The organism is Sagittula sp. S175, assembly GCF_049800975.1.
In the GTDB taxonomy this organism is placed as follows: Bacteria; Pseudomonadota; Alphaproteobacteria; order Rhodobacterales; family Rhodobacteraceae; genus Sagittula.
Window position 1 is genome coordinate 63,457 of record NZ_JBNAGB010000008.1, and the last position, 21,877, is coordinate 85,333.

The following is a 21,877-nucleotide window of genomic DNA, read 5'->3' on the forward strand; positions in this document are numbered from 1 at the left end:
GATTATATCGTAACTTATCCTGCGGTGTGCCCCCACCAGACGACCTGGCCGATGATGCGCAGGCGGTTTATCTCGTCGCCGCGGAGTTCGATCGGATCGTAGTCGAGGTTTTCGGACACCAACTGCACACGGTCGTCCGCGACCTGGCGGACGATCTTCACCAGCAATTCACCATCGAGTTCGGAGACGAAGACCGGGCGATGGTAGGTCTGTTTGCGCTTGTGGTAGTTGACCGATCGCAGGCGGGCATCCTTTGGCGTGGTGCGGGACATGTCGATCATCAGGACGTCACCATCCCAGATCACCGGCTGCATGCTGTCGCCCTTTGCCCGGAGCAGGGCGGCGTTGGCGACGTTCACGCCTTGGCGCGTCAGCCAGTCGGTGCGGAAGGCGAAGGCGCCGTCCGGCATGACATCTACGGCTGTTGATCCGTTCCCGGCCGAGGCTTCGACAGGAAACGACGAGACGAGGCTGAAGTTCGGGTCCTTGCGCGGATCGACAGCTGGGGCGTCAGCGGGCTGGCGTGGTGGGCCAATGTAGAAGTCGAGGCCAAGTGCACGGCACATTGCTTCGGCCCGTTCAATCGAAGGCGAACTGCCTCGCTTCAGGTTAGCAAATGCGGAAGACGTCCTGTCGCCGAACGCATGTTCGGACAGGTCCGCCACAGACCAACCCTTGGCGCTCATTTGCTGCTCAAGCAGCTCAAGGAATGTGTCTCGCTTCATGGTGCCAAAATGCACTGAGGTAAATTTAACGACAAGTAGGTTAACCACGTCTTGACGAGTGTAAATTTACATGCATACTTTGATGTAAATAAACATCACGCGATAGGCGGAGAGCAGATGAACTTGGACGATCTTTTGACGCTGGTGGTGGCTTACTGCCTGCATGTGGACCGGTCCGAGGCGACGGTGTCGAACCAGATCACGACCCATGCCCGACTGTTTAAGCGGCTGCGCTCCGGCCATGGCTGCAACGTGAATACCTACAACACGGCGATGGCTTGGTTCTCCACGAACTGGCCCGAGGACCTCGAATGGCCAAAGGGCGTCGAGCGCCCGAAGGTCCAAGCCAAGCGGGGGGCGGCGTGATGGCTGTTCCGTTCTGCAAGATGCGCCCTGAACTGCGGAAATTGTTGGCCGGTGCCAAGGCCGAGATCGCCGCCTTGCGTTGGACGCTTGAGGCGCTTCCGCTGAGCGCGACTGAGACCGCAGTTGCAGGCAGCGCACGTCAAAACCTCCTCCGCCTCGCGGCCGAACTGTCGGCGCACGAAGGCGTCACGCATTGGGCAATCTCAATGCGTCTGTTCGGCAAGGGCGACTTCTTCCACAGGCTGGAAAAGGGCGGTCACCCGCGGTCGGACACCTATGAAAAGGCACTGGGGCTGTTGTCCCAGCGCTGGCCGGAAGACCTCGAATGGCCGAAGGGCGTCGAGCGCCCAGCAGCCCCCAAACAAAAAGGAGCCGCATGATGGAAGAGTTCAACGGCAAGCGCCCGCCCCACGCCGGGTTCATCGACCCCGAGGCCGCAAAGGCGCATGTGCGCGCAAGGCGCGCGTCACGCGTCGCGCAGTGCTCGGATCATTTCGCAGATGTCCTCGATGGCGAAGCAGAGACGGGCGTCCTTGCCAGCGGCTGTGGCGTGTTGGCCCATGAGGCCATCGAGCACGAAATCAGCGCTTCCGCCATCGCCGATCCCGTCGGTGTCGCAGACAAGGAAGGCGAGGGCCATGCGTAGCGCGCTGACCTCCGCCTGCAGTGTCAGGATGTCCTCTCTCGTGGTGTCTGGCATCGCACACTCCTTTGGCGAGTCGGGTGCAATGTACAGGCCCTGCACCGGTATCGGCAACGACAACGGGGAGGGCGCGTGATGCTGGACCTGTTCGTCTGGGCGTTCATCGCCCTGGGCCTGATCCTCGCCGTGATGCAGGCGCTGGTCGTCATGTTCAGCCTGTCCTGCGCGCTGCGCTGGATGTGGGAGGACTTGATCGTTCCGGTCTTCGAGGACTGGGGAGGGCGTCGCGATGATCGCTGAGATGATCGCATCCTTCGTGATGAAGGGGCTGGCGGTGATCGGCTGGGCGGTCTTGCTGACCGCCGCGGTCGCCCTGCTGAACATGGCGCTGGACGCGATCATCGCGTGGTTCCGGAGGACGAAATGACCTGCGACACCCACCTGATCCTGCGGGCCAATGCCATGGCCATGTCGCTGACCGACCGCGAGCGCATCGCCCTGGGCGCGGCGCTGATCCAGACGGTGCTGCGCACCGATCGGGCACCGGAGGTGCTGCTGGCGGCGCGTCACATCACGGAACATGGCGAGGCGCTGCTGGATGCAGACTTTGCCACTGTCGGGCGATTGGACGCCCGGCTGATCACGAACACCTCGGGCGGGTCCGAAACGGGCACCACCACTCACGGAACCATCGAGCAACTGGTCCTGTCCGAGATCCCTGGCGGGGTGACGCCGGGGCGCCCGGGCCGCTCCCCCTCTTCCTCCCTGGGAGCGGCCTGGGCACGTATCCGCGCGGTCAATGATGCGATCGAGGACGGCTGGTGGGGCGATGGGCTGGCGGGGTTGTGCTTTGCCATCCTGACCATCGGGCTGATGTTCCTGCCGCTGGTCTGGCCCGCCTTTGAAGGGGGTTTGAAATGACCGTGCGCGAGAGGTTGGACGAGGTCCGGCTGATGCTGCGGTCCCGGCGGGAGAACCAGGCGAAGCTGACCGAGCTGCGCGAGCGCGGCGACCGGGCGGGCGTCGAGATGGGCGGTCGCGTGCTGCGGATGCAGGAGGACATGATCCTGTCGACACTGAGCCGGATGGAAAGCGACGGGGTGCTGGCGATGCTGGTGATGTCCCTGCCGCGGGAGGTGGTCCATGGCTGAGGGGTATAGCGTCCTTCACACCTCGGGTGGCTATGCCATCGTCGATCCGGATGGACGCGTCGGCAAGGCGCGCTACGGCAACCGAGCCGGGGCGGAGACGCGATGCGAGAACCTGACGCAGGCGTTGAAGGACGGCAAGAAGAAGCGCCGCCCCTGCATCACCTGCGGTACAAAGATCCTGTCCGATGGGCCGCACCACCGGATGTGCAACCCATGCCGCACGCGGAGCGATGATGCGCCATACGTGTTCGGCCCGCGTCGTGGCCGCGCTGGGGTGCGGTCATGAAAGCAGCTGCGCTCACCTCGCCCCGCCTGCAGCGTGTGCTGGCCGTCCTGAGTGACGGTGAGCCGCACAGCACCCGGGACATCATGATGTGGGCGCAGGTCTGTGCCGTGAACACCTGCATCGGCGAGCTGCGCGAGCACGGTGCCGAGATCGATGTGACCATCACCACCGATGCGGTGACCCGTGCCCGCATCTGGAACTACCGCATGACGAAAGGGCCGAAAGCGTGATCGAACGCCTGACCACCATCACCGAACTGCCGGTTGATCAGATCCAGATCGTCAACCTAATCCGCGACGTGTCCCCGGATGGCGTCGAGAACCTGAAGGAGACGATCCAGGCGCATGGGTTCGTCGGGCGCATCGTGGTGCGCCGAACGAAGAAGGGTGACGTGGTCCTCGACGGGCAGCACCGCCTGACCGCCCTGCGCGAGCTGGGCGAAGCGATGATCCCTTGCGACGTCATCAAGTGCTCCGATGACGAGGCGCTGATGTTCGCGGTCGATGGAAACGTCAAGGGCGCGGGAATGACGCCGCTGCAGCTGGCCTATTCGCTGGCGCGTCGTCGGGAGGCCTATCAGCGGCTCCATCCGGAGGCGCGGCAGGGTTACGCCGCCACTGCGGCCCGCATGGGACAAACTGAACTAAATTCACTTAGTCGCGCCATCGCGCAGGAGCGCGGGATCTCGGAGCGGCAGGTCTACAAGATCATGTCTGCGGGCGAAAAACTGGGCCCGGACGAATATCGCCGTCTGTCCAAGGCCGAGACCGAGGTCAAGCTGGCCGATCTGGAAGTGCTGGCCAAGGTCACCCAGCCGGGCGAGCGTTATTACATCATCGACGCCCTGGTGAAGGGCTCGGCCAAGAAGGCATCTGCCGCGCGCCGCCAGTACCAGTTCGACCTTGGGAACGGTCCCGCCCCGCGCGATGCCACCGACGCCGCCCACATGCGCCTGTCCGATGCCTGGACCCGGGCGAACAAGGCCGCGCGCCGCCGGTTCCTGGAGGATCTGGGCAATGAGGTTGGATTGCTGCTCGCCGAGATGCAGGAAGAAGAGGTGGAGGCCCTGCGCGCCGCATCCGGAGGCGCTGACGCATGAGTGACGCCGCCGTCCAGACCTGGTGGAGCCCCGCCGAGATCGCCGAAGCCGGACTGCCGGATCTGCCGGGCACGGCGCGCGGTGTCCGTGATGTCGCCGAGCGCGAGGGCTGGGCAAACCAGCCCGGAAAGGTGCGCCGCCGCACGGGCCGGGGTGGCGGGTACGAATACCATGTCAGCCTGTTCCCGACCCGCGCCAAAGTGGCGTTGCAACGTGCCGTCGAGGCCCCGGAGGCTCCCGCGCCTATCCGGTCGCGGGACGAGGCCTGGGCGGATTTCGAGCGGCGCAGCGCCAAGGTGAAGGCGCGCGCCGAAGAGCGGCTCGTGGCCCTTACGGAAGTGGATGCCCTTGAGTTGGTGGGCCTGACCCGCACCCAGGCGATCGGGCAGGTACACCGGAAGATGGGTGTATCGCAGAAGACGCTCTGGAACTGGTTATCCTTGGTGGACGGCGTCGAGCGCGACGACTGGCTGGCCTACCTCGCGCCCGCGACCGGCGGAGGTAAGGCGGAGACAGTCGAGGTGCCGGAGGCCTTCCTGACTTTCGTCAAGAGCGCCTGGCTGACCCTGTCAGGACCCGACCTGACCGCAGCCTACGACTGGGCCTGCGACGATGCCAAGACGCGTGGCGCGCCCACAGCCCCACTGTGGAAGGTCCGACGGGTCATCGCCGCGACAGTGCCGAAGCACGTCGAGATATTCCTGCGCGAGGGGGTCAACGGCCTGCGGAAGTGGTTCCCGCACCAGACGCGATCGAAGTCCGCGATGCACGCGATGGAGGCCGTTCAGGGCGATTATCACAAGTTCGACGTCTTCGTCCTGTGGCCCGGTGAAGAAAAGCCCGTCCGCGTCCAGATGATCGCCTTCTCGGACATCTACTCGGGCAAGATCCTCGCCTATCGCCTGTCGCTGACCGCGAACAGCCATACGGTGCAGCTGTGCTTTGGCGACGTCGTGCGCAAATACGGGATCCCGTATCACGCCCTGGTCGACAACGGGCGCGAGTTCGCGGCCAAGATCATGACCGGCGGGGCCAAGACGCGCTTCCGGTTCAAGATCAAGGATGACGACATCCCGGGCCTTCTGACCCTGCTGGGCGTTCAGGTCCACTGGGCGCAACCGGCATGGGGCCAGGCGAAGCCGATCGAACGTGCCTTCGGGGATCTGTGCGCCAAGCGCATCTCGAAGCATCCCGCCTTCGTCGGGGCCTACACCGGCGGGAACGTGAACGCCAAGCCGGAGAACTACCAGGAGCGCGCGATACCGCTCACCGAATTCAAGGAAGTGCTGGATCGGGAAGTCCTGGCGCACAACGCACGACGAGGTCGTCAGTCGGAAGTGGCCAATCAACGGTCCTTTGATGAGGTCTTCAACGACAGCTACAAGCGCGCGAAGGTCAAGCGGGCGACCGAGGAACAGCAGCTGCTGTGGCTGCTGCGCGCCGAGGGTGTCCGGGCCGACAGCAAGAACGGCGAACTGAAGCTCTACGACAACCGCTACTGGTCCGAATGGATGTACCAGATCGCTGGCCAGAAGGTCGTGGCCCGGTTCGATCCCGACGCCCTGCATGATGGTGTCCGTGTCTACAGCCTCGATGGTCAGTACCTGGGCGATGCTGCCGTCGTGCAGAAGGGTGACTTCCTCAATGTCGATGATGCGCGCCACCAGCAGCGCAAGCGGGCTGCATTCGTGAAGGCAACCCGGGCCGAGGCGAAGGCGCACAAGGAATTGACCGAAGCCGAGATCGCCGCGCGGCTGCGCTCCGCCGGTCAGGACGTGACGCCCGGCGATCTACCCGAGGCTGCCGTCGTCAAGCTGCCGACTCCGCACCGGAACGCGCCCAAGGGCCGGGCCCACATCGAGCGCGCGGCTGATCACGAGACCGACAAGAAGCTGGAGGCGAAGATCCTCCAACTCGAGGCCCGCCGCGCGGCGCCCGACCGCGAGGACGACGCGGAGGCACGCTTTGCCCGCGCGATGGAGCTGGAGGCGATGCAGGCCGACGAAATCCCGATGACTGAAGAACAGACTGCGTGGCTGGCCGATTACCAGACCACCAGCGAGTACCACGGCCATGTCCGGATGAACCGGCAACTGGGCGACAAGAAGTGAGGACAAGAGCATGGAACTGACAGGAATTGCACGCTTGCGGACGGTGGCGGCGCTGATGGTGCACACCGAGCGCCTGATCAACCGCACGCCGGGCTTGCCGGGGCTGGGGGTCTTCCACGGCGCCTCGGGAACCGGCAAGACCACGGCGACGCTCGTCGCCGGTAACGAGTACCAGGCGCACATCATCCAGATGAAGCAGTCCTGGACGAAGGCCTACTTCGTGGAAAAGGTCTGCGAGGAGATGGGGGTCCAGCCGCGCCGCAAGACCACGCCGTATTACGTCGAGGCGATCTCGGCCCACCTCGCTGTGACCGACCGTCCGCTGATCATCGACGACGCCCAGTACATGCTGCGCGGCAACATGATCGAGCTGGTGCGGGACATCTACGAAAGCAGCCTCGCGCCGATCGTCCTGGTCGGTGAGGCCAACCTCCCGATCGGCCTGACGAAGTGGGAGAACATCCACAACCGCGTGCTCGACTGGCAGGAGGCCTATGGCTGCAACGAGAGCGACGCCGAGAAGCTGGCGGAGATCTACTGCCCCGGTGTGACCGTGGCACCGGACCTGCTGTCGGCGATCGTCGCGGCGTCCGGTGGCGCGCACCGGCGGGTGGCGACGAACCTCGACAAGGTCAAGGAACTGGCGCGCCGCCAGGCGGTGAAGACGGCTGACCTGACGCTCTGGGGCAACCGCGCCTTCTTCACCGGTGCCCCGCCGGTCACCCGCAAGGTCGAGGCCTTCCCGGGCGCGTCCGCAGCCCTCGCCCGCAAGGCGGCACGCTGATGTCGGAGTTTCGTTCTCAGATGGAGGCCTCGATCTGGGCCAAGGTGAAGGACCTGCCCCAGTTCTACTGGGCAGACCTGATCCGCTTCAACGTGGCCGAGGACACGGCGCGCAAGTACGTCCGCCGCTGGGCCAAGTCCAAGCGCATCCGCGAGGTGCGCATGGATGGACCGAAAGTCTACTGGGTCAACGCCGAGCGCCAGCCGGAGCCCGGGCAGACCGTGCTGACCCATGTCGCGACACCCGAGGGAAACATGTGGCGGACCATGCGCCGCATGGGGTCCTTCAGCCCGCTCGAGATCGCCATGCATGCCAACGCGGGCGGCATCGAGGTGACGTTGCGCGCGGCGCAGGAGTATTGCCGCCAGCTGCTGACCGTCGGTTACCTGAAGGTCCGCCAGACGGCCATCCCGGGCCGTCGCCAGGCGATCTACCAGCTGATCCGCAACACCGGGCCGCAGGCCCCCGTGGTGCGCCGTGTCAGCGGTGTCTCCGACCCGAACGATGGCACCTTCCAGCCCTTGGGAGGCCGCTGATGAGCATGATCGAAAAGGCGCGTGCGGCGTGGGGCGAGGGGATGCCCAATTGGGTGCGCGTCCTCGCCGAAGAGTGCGACCGCACCAGCCAGAACAAGGCAGCGGCCCGGATCGGGCGCAGCGCCTCGCTGGTCTCGACAGTTCTGGCGGGCACCTACCAGGGCAACATGGCCACGGTCGAGGACGTGGTGCGCGGTGCTCTGCTGGCCGAGACACTGTCTTGCCCGGCACTGGGCGAGATCGGGAAGAAGGACTGCCGGGACTGGCGGTCGCGGTCCCGCGAGTTCCGGAACGTGAACACCCTCTATGTCCAGATGTTCCGGGCCTGCAACCGTTGCCCCCGCAATAAGGGGGACGCGTGATGACCAATTTCGAGAAAACCTACATCGAACTGAAGGGCGCGGCAGCGCTGGCAGTGACGTCCGGCGAAATCCGGACCGTGGGACAGTGGGTGCGTTGGATGCGGTGCGCCGGATTTGAACGCCGACTGAATGGCGACAGCCTCCAGCACTGGATCTGCGCTGACGTGAGCAGTGCAGCCACAGCGGACGGCGATCCGGTCGAAGAACTGAAGCGCCTCGCGGCGCAAACACCCGAGCAGTGGAGGAGCCAAGAATGGCCGTTGAAGACGAACCGATGACCGAGGGCCGCATGCTGACGCTGTGCGCCAGCGCCGCGGCCAAGGTCGCGCGCAGCGGGATCCGCGGGGCCACCGGGGTGACGATGGAAGAGATCGTCGCACTGACCTGCCTCGCCGCCTGCGCGGGCCTGATCCACGCCGAGGGCCACGTCGCCCAGGAAACCAAGACCATCCTCAACATCAAAGAAGGACAAGGCGCATGAACGAGCAGACGACACAGGCATGGCAGAGCGGCATCATCGAGCAGGGCGGCCAGCGCTACATGGCCGACAGCCAAGGGCGCTTGACCCCGGTGGAGCTGGTGAAGGCCGAGGACCAGCTGCAGGATGATCTGGTCCGCAAGGTCATCCATTTCGCCGACGAGCTGAGCGCGCAGATCACCCGGTTCAAGGGTCACAGTTTCGAGGATGTCCAGGACTTCCTTGCGATCCTGCGTCAGGAGTACGACCAGACCCGGGGCGGAACCGAGGGCAACATGACCTTCCTGAGCTACGACGGCACGTTGAAGGTCACCGTCCAGGTCGCCAAGCACTACGACTACGGCCCCGAGCTTCAGGTCGCCCGCGAGCTGGTGGATGAGTGCCTGAAAGAATGGTCGGCAGGCACGCGCGCCGAGATCCGCGCGATCATCACCAAGGCCTTCAACACCGACAACGAGGGCAAGATCAACCGTGATGACCTGCTGAGCCTGACAAGGCTCGACATCGAGGACGAGCGCTGGCAGCGCGCAATGCGCGCCATCAAGGCCGCCGAGCGCGCAATCGGTTCGAAGAAGTACATGCGGTTTCACCGTCGCGAGAACGCCAAGGCCCAGTGGCAGGCGATCACCGTCGACATGGCGAAGGCGTAGGGCTATGGCCGATTTCTTTGACCAGGTGCGGGACGAGATCGACGAGTTCGCAAAGGCGACGGAGCAGCTGAAAGCAACGCGAGGGATTGATTTTCCCGTTGGCCGCATCCCGGTGCTCGATGCCCACCAAGAGTACTTCACCGCCATACCCGCCGAGGACCTGGTCTGGCAGGGCCGGTGGTTCCGGATCGAACGCTGGACAACCAGCGACTGGACCATCGGCTTCGGCCACTTGGACGGCGTCTTCGAGATCTATGCGCTGAAGTGGGTCGTTCGCTTCGAAGCCAGCCCACCGGAGTATCGCTGATGCCTGCACTCAATTTTCAGGAACGATTTGCCCCGGATGTCGAGAGCGGCATCAAGCGCCAGTCGATGCGCAAGCCTCGCGCCGACGGCAAGCCGCATTGCAAGGTCGGTGACACGCTGAAGCTTTACACCGGGATGCGGACACAGCAGTGCCGCCTGCTGGGCGAGGCGCGCGTCACGCGGATCGCGACGGTAAAGATCGATCAGACCGGAATGAAGCTGGACGGCGAGCGCCTGTTCGCCTGCCTTCACAGCCGCGACCAGTTGGATCCGACCGACAACGAGTTCGCCGAGGCTGACGGCTTCGAGAGCTTTGCCGACATGCGTGACTGGATCGAGGAAACCCATGGTCCGCTGCCTTTCGAGGGCGTCGTGATCTACTGGTCGGAGCCGCGCTGATGACCGCCTCTCTGATCCGCACCATCCAGGTCGGGGCCCGGCAACTGGGCATCGACAAGGAAACCCGGCAGACCATCCAGCTGCGGCTGGTGGGCAAGGCCTCGCTGGCCGACATGACCGATGCCGAGCGCCAGAAGGTGCTCGATGACCTGAAGGCCCGGGGGTTCAAACCCACCGGCGGCGCGAAGAAGCACAAGATGGCCCCCAGCGGCCCGCTGCGCCTGGTGCATGTCCTCTGGGCTGCGCTGGGCCATGCCGGGGTGCTGACGGACCCGACGCGCAACGGTCTGAACAAGTTCGTCCGGAGCCGCTTCGAGAAGACCTGGTCCTTCGTGCCGCGCGACATCGATGACCTGCGCGAGCCCGAGCAGATCGAGCAGGTGCTGAGCGCGCTGAAGTCCTGGGTGCGGCGTGACTGCCCCGACTTCGACTGGGGGAGGATCGGACGGTGAGCGCCCCCCGGCACGCTGTCAGCGACTTCGCGTTGCTGGAATACCTCGAAGCCGAGTACGGCATCGACATCGCCACGCTGCGGCGCACCGTTGCCTGGCGGGCGGATGCCGCGGGCCCGGTGACCCCCGGCACGGCGGCCCTGACCAGCCAGGGCCTGCGGCTGCACGTCTCTGGCGGCACCGTCTGCAGCGTCCAGCCGGTGGAGCCCGGCCAAGCATGACCGACCGGGTGGCATATCCCCGCCACCCGGCCCACATCGACGATTTCGTCGACGTCCTGGGGCCTGCGCTGACCGTGACCTTCCTGGTCGAGATGGGCGGCTGCCGGATGTATTTCCCGAACGATCCGAAGGGCAAGAGCCTCGCCGAAAGCGTGATCGGCGCCGAGGCACTGCGCGAGCTGAGCCGCCGCATGCCGTCGAACCGCCGCGAGCTGCCCCTGCCGAAAGACTGGCTGATCCGTGCATTGCACGCCGAGGGCAAGAGTCCGGCCGAGATCTGTCGCATCCTGAAGACCACCGACCGCAACGTCCGCGAGACGCTTGCCTCGCCGGGCCTGCCCGAGCCGGTCCGGGCACTGCCGCCGATCGAGGACCTGCCGCTGTTCCGGTTGATCCGCGACGCCGAAGGGTGAACACCTTCAACCCGTAAACACCTCCTTCAACGCGCCATCATGGCCCCATCCAAGGGGGTTTTCCGATGGCGACCACTCAGACAGTCCGGCGCATGGCCGAGGAGATCGTCGCGCGCGAGGGCGGCTACGTGAACGACCCGGACGATCCGGGCGGCGCGACGAAGTACGGCGTGACGATCCACACCATGCGCCGCCTCGGGCTGGACATCGACGGCGACGGCGACGTGGACGCCGAGGACGTGAAGCGCATCACGCGCCAGCAGGCCGTCGACATCTACCTTCAGCACTACTTCCAGCGCCCGCGCATCGACGAGTTGCCCGAGGTGCTGCACGACACGGTATTCGACATGTACGTCAATGCCGGCAACAACGCGGTGAAGCTCTTGCAGCGCCTGCTGAACCAGATGGGCGAGCGCTGCGCCGTCGATGGCGGCATCGGGCCGGAGACCATCGGCGCGGCCGCGCGGGCGGCGGCCAAGGCCCCGGACCACATCCGCGACGCCTACGGCATCGCCCGGCGCAACTATTATTTCGATCTCGCCGACCGTCGCCCGGCCTCGCGCAAGTACGCCCGCACCGTCCGGGGCGGCAAGGGCGGCTGGATCAAGCGCGCCGAAGAGTTCATCTCGCCGCGCTACCACCTGACCGATGCCCAGTTCCAGGCGAGGACGCGGGCATGGGGCTGATCCAGATGATCCAGGCCCTGATGGGCGGCAACCGCAACGCGGTCAAAGAGCTGGCCGAGGTGTTCCGCGTCAACGCCGAGGCGTCGGAGGCGCGGGGGCATGACCTCGATGCCGCCGCGCTGAGCCAGTTCGCCGCCGAGTTCGTGGCCCGCAGCCAGCGCACCTGGTGGGACAGCCTGGTCGACGGCCTGAACCGCCTGCCGCGCCCGCTGTTCACGCTGGGCGTGTTCTTCATCTTCACCTGGAGCTGGATCAACCCGGTCATGATGGCCGAGGTCTTCGGCGCTTGGGCGATCATCCCGACGCCGGTCTGGGTCTTGATCACCACCGTGGTCACCTTCTTCTTCGGTGGCCGCGCCCAGGTGAAGGACATGGATTTCCAGCGCGAGATGGCGGGCGTGATGGCGGGCACCCAGACCTTCCTGGCGCAGCGCCGCCAGCTGCGCGCGCTCGATGCCGAAGAGGGCGCCGAGCCACCCGACACCCAAGACGACCCGACTACCGACTTCAACCCCGCGCTCGCCGACTGGCGCGCCAGCTGAAAGGACCTGCCATGTCCCGAGGTCTGACTGCCTTTGCCGCGATCGTCGCGGCCTTCCTGATCATCCTGGCGATGGCTGCGGCCGTCGATGCCCAGCAGCTCCAGCACTGCGCGCCGCGCGACGAGGTGGTCGAACACCTCGCCGACAAGTACGGCGAGACCCGGCAGAGCATGGGGCTGGGATCGAACAACGCCGTGATGGAGGTCTTCGCCTCGGCCGAGACGCGCAGCTGGACGATCACCGTCACGATGACCAACGGCATCACCAGCCTGGTCGCCAGCGGCCAGGCCTTCGAGGAGCTGGCCGAGGTCCTGCCGCCGAAGGGGGAACCGCTGTGATGCTGGACCTCTCCACCATCAAGGACCTGGCGAGCGTGATCGCAGTCGTGATCTCGCTTCTGACCGGTCTTTACGCCTACTTCGCGAACCGATCGAAGGACGTCGAAACCAAGATCGACGCCGTCGATGACCGCTGCGATCGCCACGAGCGCCGCATCGATCGACTGGAGACCACGGTGGACGGCCTACCTGGAAAGCAGGACCTGCATGCGATCCAGCTGCACATGGCGTCGATGAAGGGTGACCTGGAGCGGATCGACGCGACGCTGGCCGGCCAGCGGGAAGGCACCCAGCGGCTGGTGACCGTCACCGAGCGCCTTGAAGCCTATCTTCTGAACCGGAGCTGAGCCGTGAGCGAATACGCCAAAGAACTGCGCGAACATGCCCGCCTGGCGATCCTGATCATGCTGGAGGACGCCCCCAACTACACGACGAACGCGTCGATGATCACGGACCTTCTGGTGAAGGTGGGGATCCCGTATTCGCGCGCCCAGGTCATCACCGAGCTTCATTGGCTGAAGGACAATCACTTCATCACCCTGGAGAACCCGATGCGCGACCTGTGGGTGGCCACGGCGACCGTCGAGGGCTGTGAGATCGCGACCGGCCGTGCCCGGCACCCGGACATCCAGCGCCCCCGGCCGAGGAGCTGACATGCCCGCGCCGAAGAAACTGGACCTGATCCCCGAAGAGGTGCGGGGCTGGCTGCGCGAGGAGCTGACCGCGCGCGGCTTTGCCGACATCATCGACGTGACCGAGGCGCTGAACTTCCGCCTGGAGGAGGCGGGTCTGGAGATCCGCATCGGCAAGTCGGCGGTGGGCGACTACTCGAAGGCGCTGAAGGACCAGCGCGAGGCGTTCTCGATCGCCGAGACGCTGCTGGCCGACATGGACATCGAGGCCGAGGGCGAGCTGCACAAGGTGCTGATGCAGATGATCGCCACCAGTGCGGTCCACATGATCAACGCCGTGCGCGAGAAGGATGAGCACCTCGACCCCAAGGACCTGATGTCGCTGGGCCGGATGCTGAAGGACCTCATGAGCAGCTCGGGCATGCGCGAGAAGCTGCTGTCCGACGAGCGCGACCGCGTGGCCCGCGAGGCGACAGAGGCTGCCGAGGCCGCGGCCAACGCGCGCTTCGATGCCGCGATCGATGCCGCCGAGCAAGAGGCCAGAGGCCCGGGCGAGAAGGGGCTGAGCGCCACCGCCGTCGCCACCCTGCGCCGCGAGTTCCTGGGGCTGAGATCATGACCGAGCCGCGCACCGCCACCATCCTCGGCTACCCGGTTACCATTGACGATGCCCTGGGCAACCTCTGCGTCGAGCACGAGGGCCAGCTGACCTGGGACCAGCTGCAGCAGATCAAGAACGCCGTCTGGGGTGACGACGCCCGCGCGATCGAGGTCTACCCGCGCCAGGCGCGCCTGGTGAACCAGGTGCCCGCCCGCCACCTTTGGCGGCTGGGCGAGGGCGACTTCTGCCCCGACCTTCTGAACCGCGATGCCCGCCGTGCGGCCCCCGGTGAAGACGCCCTTGAAGACCGTTTCAACGCCGCCTGGGAGGGCGCATCCGCATGACACGCCCCGCCAGCCTCGCCCCCGATGTCGCCACGCTGCGCCGTGACAAGGTGCCCGGCAGCTTCTGGCTGCCCGAGATCGGCCCGGGCGAGGAGACCATGTTCTGGTACGCCTGCCCCTGCGGCCGCTGTGGCGGCGAGATCCGCAAGGCGCTGGTGGGCTACCGGTTCAAACCCGCCTCGCATGGCCCGAGCTGGAAGTGGGACGGCAACCGCGAACAGCCGACGATGATCCTGCCGCTCGATGGCCGCCCGACGAAAGCCTGCCCGCGCGGCTGGCATGGCTGGCTGGAAAACGGCGAATGGAGGGCGAGCTGATGCTGAAGCGGCTGTTGAAACGCCTGTTCAAGTCCTCGCCGGAACCGAAACCGGCGGCGAAGTCGCGCCAGGTGCGTCGGCAGGAAGAGCGCAAGCGGCGCAAGGGAGCGATCTGATGGCGACACCGGCCCAGATCGCCAATGACATGACCGCGCATGCGACCTTTTGGGCCAAGCGCGGCGACGATCGCGTCGCGAAGGCCTGCCGTGAAGCTGCCGCGCAGATCCGTGACGAGCTCGATGGCGTGGGTGCCGATTGGCGCAGCTGGAACCACCTGAACCGCACGCTTCTGGAGCTGGCGACGGACGAAAACGCGCGCCATTACCAGGGCTATCCGAACTTCACCCGCGCGCGCCTGTGCCTCGAAGAGCTTCGGCGAGGTAACGCAAAGTGACCGCCCCCCAGCTCACCCGCGATCCCGACGCGCTGCCGTCCTTCCTGCCCACCGGGGCCGACATCCCGGCGGATCTCGATCCGCTGGCCGAAGGCGTCCTGATGGCGCACCAGAAAAGCTGGCTGGAAGACACCAGCGACCTGAAGATCTGCGAGAAGGGCCGACGCACCGGGATCACCTTTGCCGAGATGCTGGACATGACGCTGATCGCGGCGTCCAGCCGATCGGCCGGGGGCATGAACTGCTTCTACATCGGTGACACGAAGGACAAGGGCCGCGAGGCCATCGGCTACGTCGCGCATTTCGCCAAGGTCATCGCGCAGGAGTTGGGCGAGGTCGAGGAGTTCCTCTTCGAAGACCAGGACGAAGAGGGCAACACCCGCAAGATCGCCGCCTACCGCGTCACCTTTGCCTCGGGCTACCGGGTCGAGGCGCTGTCATCGCGCCCCGCCAACATCCGGGGCCTTCAGGGCGCGGTCTGCATCGACGAGGCCGCCTTCCACAACGACGTGCGCAACGTCCTGGACGCGGTCAACGCGCTGCTGATCTGGGGCGGCAAGGTGCGCCTGATCTCGACCCACGACGGCCACCTCAACCCGTTCAACGAGCTGATCCGCGAGGCCCGGTCCGGCAAGAGCGACTGGAAGGTGCACCGCTACACCTTTGCCGATGCCATCGCCAACGGCCTTTACGTCCGGGTCTGCCTGATGAAGGGCGAGGAGTGGACGCAGGAAAAACAGGACGCCTGGGAGAAGCAGGTCCGGGGGTCCTACGGCGCCCGCACGGCGGCGATGCAGCAAGAGCTCGACGCGATCCCGTCCGAGATGGCCGGGGCCGCGCTGACCCGGGTGCAGATCGAGGCCTGCCTCGCTGACGGGATCCCGTTCATCCGCTGGCACCAGCCCGACGCCTTCAAGAACGCGCCGGAGCCGGATCGCCGGAAGGAGACCGAAGCCTGGTGCATCGCGCACCTGGACCCTGTCCTGAAAGCGCTGAACCCCAAGCTGCGCCACTACTTCGGCGAGGACTTCGCCCGCAACGGGGACGCCACGGACGTGGTCGTGCTGGAAGAAGGCGAGGACCTTGTGCGCCGCGCGCGCATGGTGGTCGAGATGCGTAACATCCCCTTCGAGCAGCAAAAGCAGGTGCTGTTTCACATCGTCGATGCGTTGCCGCGCTTTTCCAAGGGCGCGCTCGATAAGACCGGGAACGGTGCCTACCTGGCCGAAGTGGCGGCACAGAAGTATGGCGCGCGGATCGTCGAGGTCTCCTTCAGCCGCACTTGGTACCAGGAACAGATGCCGCCCTACATCGCGGCCTTTGCCGACCGGACCATCCTGCTGCCGAAACACGCCGACATCCTGTCCGATCACCAGGCGCTGCAGTTCGTCGATGGCGTGATCAAGGTGCCGGAGAATTTCCGCTTCAAGGGCAGCGACGGGCTGGAGCGCCACGGCGACACCGCCATCGCCGGGCCACTGGCCTGGTACGCGTCCGAGCAGGAACCCTGCGAAATCGACTACACGCCGGTGCCCACCGCGGCGACCGAGGACGAAGACGAGGACACGGGCCGCGGCTGGTGGCGCAGCCCGCTGGGCCTGCGCCTGCCCGGCTTTAACTGAGAGGAACGCGCATGGCACGCACGCCGCAACTGGTCGATCAATGGGGCCGCCCGGTGCAACGGGCCGAACTGGTGCAGGAGGTCGCGGGGCCGACGACGACGGGCGTGCGCTCGCCGCTGACGGGATCGCCCGGGGACGGGCTGAACCCGCTGCGCCTGCGCGCGATCCTGCAAGAGGCGGAGAATGGCGATCCGCTGCGCTACCTTGAGCTGGCGCAGGTGATCGAGGAGCGCGATCTGCATTACCTCGGTGTCCTGGCCACCCGTCGCAAGTCGGTGACCGGTCTGGACATCACGGTCGAGGATGCCAGCAAGGACAGCGTCGATGTCGAGGCCGGCCAGCTGCTGCGCGACTGGCTGCAGCGGTCCGAGCTCGAGGACGAGATGTTCCACATTCTCGACGCGATCGGGAAAGGCTTCAGCTTTACCGAGATCATCTGGGACCGCTCGATGGGCCAGTGGAACATCGACCAGCTGGTCTACCGCGACCCGCGCTGGTTCAGGTTCGATCGACGTGATCTGAACATGCCGATGATGCTGGGCGAGACCGGGCAGGAGGTGCCGCTGCCCGCCTACAAGTTCATTGATTGCCGGATGCAGGCAAAGTCCGGGATCGCGGCGCGTGGTGGCATCGCCCGGCCCGCGATGTGGGCCTACCTGTTCAAGATGTTCACGCTGCGCGACTGGGCCATCTTCGCCCAGACCTACGGCCAGCCGATCCGCCTGGGCAAGTATCCGGCGGGGTCCACCAAGGAAGATCGGAACAAGCTTTACCGCGCTGTCGCCAACATCGCCGGGGACTGCGCCGCCATCGTTCCCGAGGGCATGCAGATCGATTTCGTCGAGACCGGGCAGGTCGGGGCGTCCTCTGACCTCTACGAGCGCCGCGCCGACTGGTTCGACAGGCAGATCTCGAAGGCCGTGCTGGGCCAGACCGCCACCACCGACGCCGTGACAGGCGGGTTGGGGTCCGGGGCCGAGCACCGGATGGTCCAGGAGGACATCGAGCGCGCCGACGCCAAGGCGCTGGCCGCCTGCATCAACCGCGACCTGGTGCGGCCCTTCATCGACCTCAACTTCCCCGGCCATGGCCGCTATCCGCGCATCGTCATCGCCCGGCCCGAGGCCGAGGACGTCACCGCCTGGATGGCCAACGTCGAGACGGCGGTGAACCTCGGGCTGCCGGTTGCCCAGGATGACGTCTACACGAGGCTGGGGCTGCGCCGCCCGTCGAAGGATGCCCACTTGCTGCAGAAATCGGGCCAGAATGCCCCGCAGGCGACAGCTGCGCCCGGCGAAACGGACGCAAAAGGCCCGGAGAGCGAATTTGAAGGGGGTTTAAACACCCTTGCCGCCCTTTCGGCGAGAGACGGAGCGCCGGGGGACGGGAAAGCGCCTCAGCGCGGCGCTGCGCCGCTCGACGCTTCGATCGACCGATTGGCGACCGAGGCCGGTCCGCTGGTGGCCCGGATGATCGAGGAGGTCCGCGCGATGGTCGAGGCCGCCGACACGCTCGAAGAGGCCCGCGCCATGATCCTCACCGCCTTTCCGAGGATCTCGCAGGACGAGCTGACGCAGCTCTTCGCCATGGGCTTTGCTGCCAGTGACCTGGGCGGGCGCGCGGCCGTCGCCGACGAGGGCGCCGATGGCTGAGCTGGCGGGCACCTTCCACCGGCCATTCGCGGAACAGGTCGCGGCCTGGCAGCTGCGCCTGGGCACGCTGCTGCCGACGCAGCGCTGGGATGACGTCTGGAAGGACAGCCACGACCGCGCCTTCATGGTGGCCGGCGCGATGAAGGCCGACCTGCTGGCCGATCTCGCCGGGGCGGTGGGCAAGGCGATCGAAGAGGGCGCATCGATCCAGGCGTTTCGCGCCGACTTTGACCGGATCGTGGCCAAGCGCGGCTGGCACGGCTGGACCGGCGAGGGCACCAAGGCGGGCGAGGCCTGGCGCACCCGCGTCATCTACACGACGAACATGCGCAGCACCTACGCGGCGGGGCGCTGGGCCCAGCTGGTCGCGGGCGGGTTCAAATTCCTGGTCTACCGCCACAGCGGCGCGACCGAACCGCGCGAGCAGCACCTCGCCTGGGACGGCCTGATCCTGCCGGTCGACCATCCTTTCTGGGCCACGCATTTCCCGCCGAACGGCTGGGGCTGCGGCTGCTACGTGATCGGGGCGCGCTCGATCAAGGATGCGATCCGCAAGGGTGGCAACCCGATGGTCGAGCTGGCCGAGGGCTGGGATGCGATCGACCCGCGCACCGGCGAGCCGGACGGCATCGACCGGGGCTGGGGCTACGCGCCGGGGCGCACCGTCGCCGACCAGGTGCGCGAGATGGTCGCGGCCAAGGTCGCCACGCTGCCGCCACAGCTGGCCACCGACCTGGCAACGGCGACCGAGACGCCGCCCGCGCCGCGCGCGCCGGAGATCCGCAAGGCGCGCAGCCTGAAGGACGCCGCCGACCTGGTGGTCGAGGCGGGGATCGCCGAGAAGCGCGTGAACTGGCCGGGCAAGGTGCAGCTCGACGTCGTCAACGACGTGATCCGCACGCTGTGGGAGCTGAAGCACCGGTTCGACATGGTGCAGCTGCAGGTGGTGGGATCGAGCCGCGCCATCGGCAAGGCCACCCGGGCGCGGGGCCTGCCCGGGGGTGCCAATGCCTGGTACTGGCATCAGGCGCGGGCGATGGGCTGGAACCCGGACGGCATGCTGACCGTTCCCTGGCATCAAAAGGGCAAGTGGACGAAGCTGACGCCGGAGATGCAGGACCTGAATCGCGCATTGATCATCACGCGACGGGCCGAGGATCACCGCAAAGCGATTGCACGCCTGCCGGATGGTCCCGCCAAGTCGGCGGCGCAGGCGACGAACTGGGACTGGACCGTGGTGTCCGAAGGTGCGCGCAAACCCGCCGCCACCGCGATCCACGAGACCGGTCACCAGCTGCACTTCACCCACTGGGACGAGATCAACGATGCGATCCGCGGCTGGGACCGCGAGGGCTGGCATCTGGCAGTGTCGGAATACGGCAGTTCGAACTTCAAGGAGTTTGTCGCCGAGAGCTTCGTGCTGTATAACCTCGGGCCAGAGCACCACCACCGGATCAAGCCGGAGCTATTGGCCGTCTTCAAGGCAAAGGACCGCTGGAATGTCTGACGTCGAAGATCGCATCCGGGCGCTGATCAGCGCCGATCCGCTGCCCGCGGATGCCGAGGCGCAGCTGCAGACGCTTCTGGCCGAGCTGCCCGAACTCGATCGAGACGTGCAGGCTGGCGACTGGGAGGAGGCGCTGTTCACCGCCCGCCAGGCCGCCGAGTTCGACGCCGATGCCCCGCGCATCGAGCTGGACCTTTGATGGCCGATCCGTTCTCGATCGACTTTGCCGATGACCGCCTGACCCCGGCGCTGACCCGCGTGATCGCGGCGCTGCAGGATGCCACGCCACTTTTCCAGGACATGGGCGAGCTGATGCTGGCCAGCACGAAGGACAACTTCGCCGCCGGCACCTCGCCCGAGGGCACCCCCTGGGCGGCGAAGTCGCTGACCACGATGGACCGCTACCGCCGGACCGAGGGCCGCAAGGCCAACGCGCCGGTCCCGACCCGCCCGCTGATCGGCGTCACCCGCATGCTGTCCACCACCATCGCCTACGAGGTGGATGCCGAGGGGGTCAGCTGGGGGTCGAACATGATCTACGCGGCGGTGATGCAGTTCGGCGCGAAGAAGGGCGAGTTCGGCACCATGGCGAACGGCGCATCGATCCCCTGGGGCGACATCCCGGCCCGTCCCTTCCTGGGCGTCGGGCCCAGCGATGAAACGGCCCTTCTGGCGACCATTCAAGACTACCTTGAAGGGGCTGCTGAAGGGTGATCTGGCCCGGGCGCTGGTGAACACCTTCAACCCGTAACGCCGTGCCGATCGGGGGCATCCTGCCCCCCATGAACAAGCCTCTTCACACCACGGCACTCGCTGCCACCCAGCTGCCCCTGTCCGCTCCGGGCGAGGTCGCAGACTGGCTGCGGATCGTCCCGAAGGGGAAGTCCAAGGCCTATGACGGCCGGGGGCCATTCTTCTACGATGACCCCGAGCGGGTGATCGCCAACAGCTTCGGTTTCAGCCCGCGCATCCACATCGACGAGAACCATTCCACAGGAACGGCGGGCAAGGTCGGCGCGCCCGCCCATGCGCATGGCTACATTGTCGAGATGCAGGAGCGCGAGGACGGCATCTGGGGCCGTGTCGACTGGAACCCGTCGGGCAAGGCGCTGATGCAGAACCGCAGCTACTGGGGCCTGTCCCCGGTGCTGATGCACACCAAGGATGGCCAGATCCTCGCGATCACATCCGTGGCCCTCACCAACGACCCTGCGCTGCGCCAGCTCGCCGCGCTTTCCGCACAGAAGGAGACAAGCGGGATGGATTTCCTGAAACAGGTGGCCGAGATCCTCGGCCTCGGCGCGGAGGCATCCGAGGCGGATGTCCTGGCCGCGCTGAAGAAGAAGCCGAAAGGCGACGAGACCGCGCTGTCGGCCCTGAGCGCCGTCACCGGTGCGCTGGGGCTTCAGCCCACGGCGACCCAGGCAGAACTGGTGGCCATGGTCACCGCGCTGCAGGCATCGCAGGACAAGGTCGCCACGCTGGAGACCAAGCTGACCAAGATGGAGACCGACTTCGCCGACAAGGCGTCGCGCGACTGGGTCCAGTCGCAGCTGTCCGCGGGTGTCGCGATCCCGAAGGGCAAGGAAGACACCTTCGTCGCCCTCCACAAGGAAAACCCCGCCCGCGCCGAGGAGCTGGTCGCCATGCTGCCGAAGCTCGGCACCACCAGCCTGGGCGGCACCCCGCCGAAGGACGCAACGCAGGTGACTGCGCTGAGCGCCGAGCAGCGCACCATCGCGGACCAGCTGGGCGTGCCCCACGAAACCTACCTGGCGCAGCTGCAGGCTGACGCCAAAGCGCAGGAGGCCTGAGCCATGCCCGCATTGACCCAAGATCGCAACACGCCGCGCGCCCAGGGCGATACCCGCCAGGGGGCCGTGGCCGCTGGCGAGACCATCTACGCCGGGGCGCTGGTCATGCGCGACGCCAGCGGCAACCTGGTCGCGGGCCGGACTGCCACCGGGCTGGTCGGCGTCGGGCGCGCCGAAGAGCAGGTCGATAACGCGACCGGCGCGGCGGGCGACAAGTCGCTGACCTATCGCCCGGGGGTATTCCGCTACGCCAACAGCGCCGCTGCGGACGAGATCACTGCCGCCGACATCGGCAAGGCCGCCTACGCGGTGGACGATCAGACCGTCGCCAAGACCTCGGCCACCTCGACCCGCTCGAAGGCCGGGATCATCGATAACGTCGACGCCCAGGGCGTCTGGGTGCGCCTGGACGAAGCCCTCACCAACGCATCCTGAAGGAGCACATG

Annotated in this window: 40 protein-coding genes; 38 read left to right on the plus strand and 2 right to left on the minus strand. The window is 66.4% G+C overall.

Annotated features, from left to right (window positions below):
- Nucleotides 1-14: 14 nt before the first annotated feature.
- Nucleotides 15-566, minus strand: coding sequence for a S24 family peptidase (locus ACP16H_RS12030; RefSeq protein ID WP_425072542.1), 552 nt, complete (start codon nucleotides 564-566; stop codon nucleotides 15-17).
- A gap of 276 nt (nucleotides 567-842) precedes the next feature.
- Between ACP16H_RS12030 and ACP16H_RS12035 the strand changes: the two genes are divergently transcribed.
- Nucleotides 843-1,091, plus strand: a complete 249-nt coding sequence (locus tag ACP16H_RS12035; RefSeq protein ID WP_425072543.1) for a hypothetical protein — start codon at nucleotides 843-845, stop codon at nucleotides 1,089-1,091.
- On the plus strand, nucleotides 1,091-1,471 hold the full coding sequence (locus ACP16H_RS12040; protein WP_425072544.1) for a hypothetical protein: 381 nt from the start codon (nucleotides 1,091-1,093) through the stop codon (nucleotides 1,469-1,471). The genes ACP16H_RS12035 and ACP16H_RS12040 overlap by 1 nt, the downstream gene beginning before the upstream one ends.
- An 86-nt stretch (nucleotides 1,472-1,557) precedes the next feature.
- On the opposite strand, the gene ACP16H_RS12045 is transcribed toward ACP16H_RS12040, so the two are convergent.
- On the minus strand, nucleotides 1,558-1,791 hold the full coding sequence (locus ACP16H_RS12045; protein WP_425072545.1) for a hypothetical protein: 234 nt from the start codon (nucleotides 1,789-1,791) through the stop codon (nucleotides 1,558-1,560).
- A gap of 78 nt (nucleotides 1,792-1,869) precedes the next feature.
- Here ACP16H_RS12045 and ACP16H_RS12050 point away from each other — a divergent pair, with 78 nt between their 5' ends.
- The 36 genes from ACP16H_RS12050 to ACP16H_RS12225 all read left to right on the plus strand — a co-directional run bounded on the left by ACP16H_RS12050 (nucleotide 1,870) and on the right by ACP16H_RS12225 (nucleotide 21,866).
- Nucleotides 1,870-2,034: a hypothetical protein gene (locus ACP16H_RS12050; protein ID WP_425072546.1), complete on the plus strand. Its 165-nt coding sequence runs from the start codon at nucleotides 1,870-1,872 to the stop codon at nucleotides 2,032-2,034.
- On the plus strand, nucleotides 2,024-2,161 hold the full coding sequence (locus ACP16H_RS12055) for a hypothetical protein (protein WP_425072547.1): 138 nt from the start codon (nucleotides 2,024-2,026) through the stop codon (nucleotides 2,159-2,161). The genes ACP16H_RS12050 and ACP16H_RS12055 overlap by 11 nt, the downstream gene beginning before the upstream one ends.
- Nucleotides 2,158-2,655, plus strand: a complete 498-nt coding sequence (locus ACP16H_RS12060) for a hypothetical protein (RefSeq protein WP_425072548.1) — start codon at nucleotides 2,158-2,160, stop codon at nucleotides 2,653-2,655. The genes ACP16H_RS12055 and ACP16H_RS12060 overlap by 4 nt, the downstream gene beginning before the upstream one ends.
- A 2-nt stretch (nucleotides 2,656-2,657) precedes the next feature.
- Entirely contained in the window at nucleotides 2,658-2,885 is a 228-nt protein-coding gene (locus ACP16H_RS12065) for a hypothetical protein (RefSeq protein WP_425072549.1), read from the plus strand.
- Nucleotides 2,878-3,171 (plus strand): hypothetical protein, encoded by a 294-nt coding sequence (locus ACP16H_RS12070; protein ID WP_425072550.1) that lies wholly within the window; start codon nucleotides 2,878-2,880, stop codon nucleotides 3,169-3,171. Before ACP16H_RS12065 ends, ACP16H_RS12070 begins: the two co-directional genes overlap by 8 nt.
- Complete coding sequence (locus ACP16H_RS12075; RefSeq protein WP_425072551.1) at nucleotides 3,168-3,401, plus strand: hypothetical protein; 234 nt, start codon at nucleotides 3,168-3,170, stop codon at nucleotides 3,399-3,401. The genes ACP16H_RS12070 and ACP16H_RS12075 overlap by 4 nt, the downstream gene beginning before the upstream one ends.
- Entirely contained in the window at nucleotides 3,398-4,270 is an 873-nt protein-coding gene (locus tag ACP16H_RS12080) for a ParB/RepB/Spo0J family partition protein (RefSeq protein ID WP_425072552.1), read from the plus strand. Before ACP16H_RS12075 ends, ACP16H_RS12080 begins: the two co-directional genes overlap by 4 nt.
- A complete protein-coding gene (locus ACP16H_RS12085; RefSeq protein ID WP_425072553.1) occupies nucleotides 4,267-6,381 on the plus strand; it encodes a transposase domain-containing protein in 2,115 nt (704 codons plus the stop codon). Before ACP16H_RS12080 ends, ACP16H_RS12085 begins: the two co-directional genes overlap by 4 nt.
- A gap of 10 nt (nucleotides 6,382-6,391) precedes the next feature.
- Nucleotides 6,392-7,165, plus strand: a complete 774-nt coding sequence (locus tag ACP16H_RS12090) for an AAA family ATPase (protein ID WP_425072554.1) — start codon at nucleotides 6,392-6,394, stop codon at nucleotides 7,163-7,165.
- Nucleotides 7,165-7,701: a hypothetical protein gene (locus tag ACP16H_RS12095; protein WP_425072555.1), complete on the plus strand. Its 537-nt coding sequence runs from the start codon at nucleotides 7,165-7,167 to the stop codon at nucleotides 7,699-7,701. The genes ACP16H_RS12090 and ACP16H_RS12095 overlap by 1 nt, the downstream gene beginning before the upstream one ends.
- On the plus strand, nucleotides 7,701-8,063 hold the full coding sequence (locus ACP16H_RS12100) for a hypothetical protein (RefSeq protein WP_425072556.1): 363 nt from the start codon (nucleotides 7,701-7,703) through the stop codon (nucleotides 8,061-8,063). Before ACP16H_RS12095 ends, ACP16H_RS12100 begins: the two co-directional genes overlap by 1 nt.
- Nucleotides 8,063-8,341: a hypothetical protein gene (locus ACP16H_RS12105; RefSeq protein WP_425072557.1), complete on the plus strand. Its 279-nt coding sequence runs from the start codon at nucleotides 8,063-8,065 to the stop codon at nucleotides 8,339-8,341. Before ACP16H_RS12100 ends, ACP16H_RS12105 begins: the two co-directional genes overlap by 1 nt.
- Nucleotides 8,317-8,544 carry a hypothetical protein gene (locus ACP16H_RS12110; protein WP_425072558.1) on the plus strand — a complete coding sequence of 76 codons (228 nt, stop codon included), beginning with the start codon at nucleotides 8,317-8,319 and terminating at the stop codon, nucleotides 8,542-8,544. Before ACP16H_RS12105 ends, ACP16H_RS12110 begins: the two co-directional genes overlap by 25 nt.
- A complete protein-coding gene (locus tag ACP16H_RS12115; protein ID WP_425072559.1) occupies nucleotides 8,541-9,191 on the plus strand; it encodes a DUF3164 family protein in 651 nt (216 codons plus the stop codon). The genes ACP16H_RS12110 and ACP16H_RS12115 overlap by 4 nt, the downstream gene beginning before the upstream one ends.
- A gap of 4 nt (nucleotides 9,192-9,195) precedes the next feature.
- Nucleotides 9,196-9,498, plus strand: coding sequence for a hypothetical protein (locus ACP16H_RS12120; RefSeq protein ID WP_425072560.1), 303 nt, complete (start codon nucleotides 9,196-9,198; stop codon nucleotides 9,496-9,498).
- On the plus strand, nucleotides 9,498-9,896 hold the full coding sequence (locus ACP16H_RS12125; RefSeq protein ID WP_425072561.1) for a hypothetical protein: 399 nt from the start codon (nucleotides 9,498-9,500) through the stop codon (nucleotides 9,894-9,896). The genes ACP16H_RS12120 and ACP16H_RS12125 overlap by 1 nt, the downstream gene beginning before the upstream one ends.
- Nucleotides 9,896-10,348 (plus strand): gp16 family protein, encoded by a 453-nt coding sequence (locus tag ACP16H_RS12130; RefSeq protein WP_425072562.1) that lies wholly within the window; start codon nucleotides 9,896-9,898, stop codon nucleotides 10,346-10,348. Before ACP16H_RS12125 ends, ACP16H_RS12130 begins: the two co-directional genes overlap by 1 nt.
- On the plus strand, nucleotides 10,345-10,569 hold the full coding sequence (locus tag ACP16H_RS12135) for a hypothetical protein (protein WP_425072563.1): 225 nt from the start codon (nucleotides 10,345-10,347) through the stop codon (nucleotides 10,567-10,569). Before ACP16H_RS12130 ends, ACP16H_RS12135 begins: the two co-directional genes overlap by 4 nt.
- Nucleotides 10,566-10,982, plus strand: a complete 417-nt coding sequence (locus ACP16H_RS12140) for a helix-turn-helix domain-containing protein (RefSeq protein ID WP_425072564.1) — start codon at nucleotides 10,566-10,568, stop codon at nucleotides 10,980-10,982. The genes ACP16H_RS12135 and ACP16H_RS12140 overlap by 4 nt, the downstream gene beginning before the upstream one ends.
- A gap of 65 nt (nucleotides 10,983-11,047) precedes the next feature.
- Nucleotides 11,048-11,668: a holin-associated N-acetylmuramidase gene (locus tag ACP16H_RS12145; RefSeq protein ID WP_425072565.1), complete on the plus strand. Its 621-nt coding sequence runs from the start codon at nucleotides 11,048-11,050 to the stop codon at nucleotides 11,666-11,668.
- Complete coding sequence (locus ACP16H_RS12150; RefSeq protein WP_425072566.1) at nucleotides 11,659-12,210, plus strand: 3TM-type holin; 552 nt, start codon at nucleotides 11,659-11,661, stop codon at nucleotides 12,208-12,210. The genes ACP16H_RS12145 and ACP16H_RS12150 overlap by 10 nt, the downstream gene beginning before the upstream one ends.
- Nucleotides 12,211-12,221: 11 nt before the next feature.
- Nucleotides 12,222-12,548: a hypothetical protein gene (locus tag ACP16H_RS12155; RefSeq protein WP_425072567.1), complete on the plus strand. Its 327-nt coding sequence runs from the start codon at nucleotides 12,222-12,224 to the stop codon at nucleotides 12,546-12,548.
- The gene (locus ACP16H_RS12160) at nucleotides 12,548-12,895 is read left to right on the plus strand and encodes a DUF2730 family protein (RefSeq protein WP_425072568.1); all 348 of its coding nucleotides are present in this window, start codon (nucleotides 12,548-12,550) and stop codon (nucleotides 12,893-12,895) included. Before ACP16H_RS12155 ends, ACP16H_RS12160 begins: the two co-directional genes overlap by 1 nt.
- Before the next feature lie 3 nt (nucleotides 12,896-12,898).
- Nucleotides 12,899-13,201: a hypothetical protein gene (locus tag ACP16H_RS12165; RefSeq protein ID WP_425072569.1), complete on the plus strand. Its 303-nt coding sequence runs from the start codon at nucleotides 12,899-12,901 to the stop codon at nucleotides 13,199-13,201.
- Nucleotide 13,202: 1 nt separating this feature from the next.
- Nucleotides 13,203-13,799, plus strand: coding sequence for a phage protein Gp27 family protein (locus ACP16H_RS12170; protein WP_425072570.1), 597 nt, complete (start codon nucleotides 13,203-13,205; stop codon nucleotides 13,797-13,799).
- Nucleotides 13,796-14,125, plus strand: coding sequence for a DUF7694 domain-containing protein (locus tag ACP16H_RS12175; protein ID WP_425072571.1), 330 nt, complete (start codon nucleotides 13,796-13,798; stop codon nucleotides 14,123-14,125). The genes ACP16H_RS12170 and ACP16H_RS12175 overlap by 4 nt, the downstream gene beginning before the upstream one ends.
- Nucleotides 14,122-14,442 (plus strand): hypothetical protein, encoded by a 321-nt coding sequence (locus ACP16H_RS12180; protein ID WP_425072572.1) that lies wholly within the window; start codon nucleotides 14,122-14,124, stop codon nucleotides 14,440-14,442. Before ACP16H_RS12175 ends, ACP16H_RS12180 begins: the two co-directional genes overlap by 4 nt.
- Nucleotides 14,427-14,558, plus strand: coding sequence for a hypothetical protein (locus tag ACP16H_RS12185; protein ID WP_425072573.1), 132 nt, complete (start codon nucleotides 14,427-14,429; stop codon nucleotides 14,556-14,558). Before ACP16H_RS12180 ends, ACP16H_RS12185 begins: the two co-directional genes overlap by 16 nt.
- Nucleotides 14,558-14,836, plus strand: a complete 279-nt coding sequence (locus ACP16H_RS12190; RefSeq protein WP_425072574.1) for a hypothetical protein — start codon at nucleotides 14,558-14,560, stop codon at nucleotides 14,834-14,836. Before ACP16H_RS12185 ends, ACP16H_RS12190 begins: the two co-directional genes overlap by 1 nt.
- Complete coding sequence (locus tag ACP16H_RS12195; RefSeq protein ID WP_425072575.1) at nucleotides 14,833-16,458, plus strand: hypothetical protein; 1,626 nt, start codon at nucleotides 14,833-14,835, stop codon at nucleotides 16,456-16,458. Before ACP16H_RS12190 ends, ACP16H_RS12195 begins: the two co-directional genes overlap by 4 nt.
- Nucleotides 16,459-16,469: 11 nt before the next feature.
- Complete coding sequence (locus ACP16H_RS12200) at nucleotides 16,470-18,110, plus strand: DUF935 domain-containing protein (RefSeq protein ID WP_425072576.1); 1,641 nt, start codon at nucleotides 16,470-16,472, stop codon at nucleotides 18,108-18,110.
- Nucleotides 18,103-19,617: a phage minor head protein gene (locus ACP16H_RS12205; protein ID WP_425072577.1), complete on the plus strand. Its 1,515-nt coding sequence runs from the start codon at nucleotides 18,103-18,105 to the stop codon at nucleotides 19,615-19,617. The genes ACP16H_RS12200 and ACP16H_RS12205 overlap by 8 nt, the downstream gene beginning before the upstream one ends.
- Nucleotides 19,610-19,816, plus strand: a complete 207-nt coding sequence (locus tag ACP16H_RS12210) for a hypothetical protein (RefSeq protein WP_425072578.1) — start codon at nucleotides 19,610-19,612, stop codon at nucleotides 19,814-19,816. Before ACP16H_RS12205 ends, ACP16H_RS12210 begins: the two co-directional genes overlap by 8 nt.
- Nucleotides 19,816-20,331: a phage virion morphogenesis protein gene (locus ACP16H_RS12215; protein ID WP_425072579.1), complete on the plus strand. Its 516-nt coding sequence runs from the start codon at nucleotides 19,816-19,818 to the stop codon at nucleotides 20,329-20,331. Before ACP16H_RS12210 ends, ACP16H_RS12215 begins: the two co-directional genes overlap by 1 nt.
- 68 nt (nucleotides 20,332-20,399) lie before the next feature.
- The gene (locus tag ACP16H_RS12220; RefSeq protein WP_425072580.1) at nucleotides 20,400-21,431 is read left to right on the plus strand and encodes a phage protease; all 1,032 of its coding nucleotides are present in this window, start codon (nucleotides 20,400-20,402) and stop codon (nucleotides 21,429-21,431) included.
- A gap of 3 nt (nucleotides 21,432-21,434) precedes the next feature.
- A complete protein-coding gene (locus ACP16H_RS12225; protein WP_425072581.1) occupies nucleotides 21,435-21,866 on the plus strand; it encodes a hypothetical protein in 432 nt (143 codons plus the stop codon).
- Nucleotides 21,867-21,877 lie beyond the last annotated feature (11 nt).

Bases quoted from the DNA above. Each gene is read 5' to 3' on its own strand.
- ACP16H_RS12225 (WP_425072581.1), top strand. From the start codon at position 21,435: ATGCCCGCATTGACCCAAGATCGCAACACGCCGCGCGCCCAGGGCGAT.
- ACP16H_RS12035 (WP_425072543.1), top strand. From the start codon at position 843: ATGAACTTGGACGATCTTTTGACGCTGGTGGTGGCTTACTGCCTGCAT.
- ACP16H_RS12085 (WP_425072553.1), top strand. From the start codon at position 4,267: ATGAGTGACGCCGCCGTCCAGACCTGGTGGAGCCCCGCCGAGATCGCC.
- ACP16H_RS12110 (WP_425072558.1), top strand. From the start codon at position 8,317: ATGGCCGTTGAAGACGAACCGATGACCGAGGGCCGCATGCTGACGCTG.
- ACP16H_RS12075 (WP_425072551.1), top strand. From the start codon at position 3,168: ATGAAAGCAGCTGCGCTCACCTCGCCCCGCCTGCAGCGTGTGCTGGCC.
- ACP16H_RS12050 (WP_425072546.1), top strand. From the start codon at position 1,870: ATGCTGGACCTGTTCGTCTGGGCGTTCATCGCCCTGGGCCTGATCCTC.
- ACP16H_RS12220 (WP_425072580.1), top strand. From the start codon at position 20,400: ATGAACAAGCCTCTTCACACCACGGCACTCGCTGCCACCCAGCTGCCC.
- ACP16H_RS12045 (WP_425072545.1), bottom strand. From the start codon at position 1,791: ATGCCAGACACCACGAGAGAGGACATCCTGACACTGCAGGCGGAGGTC.
- ACP16H_RS12060 (WP_425072548.1), top strand. From the start codon at position 2,158: ATGACCTGCGACACCCACCTGATCCTGCGGGCCAATGCCATGGCCATG.
- ACP16H_RS12205 (WP_425072577.1), top strand. From the start codon at position 18,103: ATGGCTGAGCTGGCGGGCACCTTCCACCGGCCATTCGCGGAACAGGTC.
- ACP16H_RS12040 (WP_425072544.1), top strand. From the start codon at position 1,091: ATGGCTGTTCCGTTCTGCAAGATGCGCCCTGAACTGCGGAAATTGTTG.
- ACP16H_RS12170 (WP_425072570.1), top strand. From the start codon at position 13,203: ATGCCCGCGCCGAAGAAACTGGACCTGATCCCCGAAGAGGTGCGGGGC.
- ACP16H_RS12030 (WP_425072542.1), bottom strand. From the start codon at position 566: ATGTGCCGTGCACTTGGCCTCGACTTCTACATTGGCCCACCACGCCAG.
- ACP16H_RS12140 (WP_425072564.1), top strand. From the start codon at position 10,566: ATGACCGACCGGGTGGCATATCCCCGCCACCCGGCCCACATCGACGAT.
- ACP16H_RS12090 (WP_425072554.1), top strand. From the start codon at position 6,392: ATGGAACTGACAGGAATTGCACGCTTGCGGACGGTGGCGGCGCTGATG.
- ACP16H_RS12200 (WP_425072576.1), top strand. From the start codon at position 16,470: ATGGCACGCACGCCGCAACTGGTCGATCAATGGGGCCGCCCGGTGCAA.
- ACP16H_RS12175 (WP_425072571.1), top strand. From the start codon at position 13,796: ATGACCGAGCCGCGCACCGCCACCATCCTCGGCTACCCGGTTACCATT.
- ACP16H_RS12055 (WP_425072547.1), top strand. From the start codon at position 2,024: ATGATCGCTGAGATGATCGCATCCTTCGTGATGAAGGGGCTGGCGGTG.
- ACP16H_RS12155 (WP_425072567.1), top strand. From the start codon at position 12,222: ATGTCCCGAGGTCTGACTGCCTTTGCCGCGATCGTCGCGGCCTTCCTG.
- ACP16H_RS12125 (WP_425072561.1), top strand. From the start codon at position 9,498: ATGCCTGCACTCAATTTTCAGGAACGATTTGCCCCGGATGTCGAGAGC.
- ACP16H_RS12150 (WP_425072566.1), top strand. From the start codon at position 11,659: ATGGGGCTGATCCAGATGATCCAGGCCCTGATGGGCGGCAACCGCAAC.
- ACP16H_RS12115 (WP_425072559.1), top strand. From the start codon at position 8,541: ATGAACGAGCAGACGACACAGGCATGGCAGAGCGGCATCATCGAGCAG.
- ACP16H_RS12120 (WP_425072560.1), top strand. From the start codon at position 9,196: ATGGCCGATTTCTTTGACCAGGTGCGGGACGAGATCGACGAGTTCGCA.
- ACP16H_RS12180 (WP_425072572.1), top strand. From the start codon at position 14,122: ATGACACGCCCCGCCAGCCTCGCCCCCGATGTCGCCACGCTGCGCCGT.
- ACP16H_RS12070 (WP_425072550.1), top strand. From the start codon at position 2,878: ATGGCTGAGGGGTATAGCGTCCTTCACACCTCGGGTGGCTATGCCATC.
- ACP16H_RS12210 (WP_425072578.1), top strand. From the start codon at position 19,610: ATGTCTGACGTCGAAGATCGCATCCGGGCGCTGATCAGCGCCGATCCG.
- ACP16H_RS12100 (WP_425072556.1), top strand. From the start codon at position 7,701: ATGAGCATGATCGAAAAGGCGCGTGCGGCGTGGGGCGAGGGGATGCCC.
- ACP16H_RS12105 (WP_425072557.1), top strand. From the start codon at position 8,063: ATGACCAATTTCGAGAAAACCTACATCGAACTGAAGGGCGCGGCAGCG.
- ACP16H_RS12215 (WP_425072579.1), top strand. From the start codon at position 19,816: ATGGCCGATCCGTTCTCGATCGACTTTGCCGATGACCGCCTGACCCCG.
- ACP16H_RS12095 (WP_425072555.1), top strand. From the start codon at position 7,165: ATGTCGGAGTTTCGTTCTCAGATGGAGGCCTCGATCTGGGCCAAGGTG.
- ACP16H_RS12160 (WP_425072568.1), top strand. From the start codon at position 12,548: ATGCTGGACCTCTCCACCATCAAGGACCTGGCGAGCGTGATCGCAGTC.
- ACP16H_RS12145 (WP_425072565.1), top strand. From the start codon at position 11,048: ATGGCGACCACTCAGACAGTCCGGCGCATGGCCGAGGAGATCGTCGCG.
- ACP16H_RS12185 (WP_425072573.1), top strand. From the start codon at position 14,427: ATGGAGGGCGAGCTGATGCTGAAGCGGCTGTTGAAACGCCTGTTCAAG.
- ACP16H_RS12130 (WP_425072562.1), top strand. From the start codon at position 9,896: ATGACCGCCTCTCTGATCCGCACCATCCAGGTCGGGGCCCGGCAACTG.
- ACP16H_RS12190 (WP_425072574.1), top strand. From the start codon at position 14,558: ATGGCGACACCGGCCCAGATCGCCAATGACATGACCGCGCATGCGACC.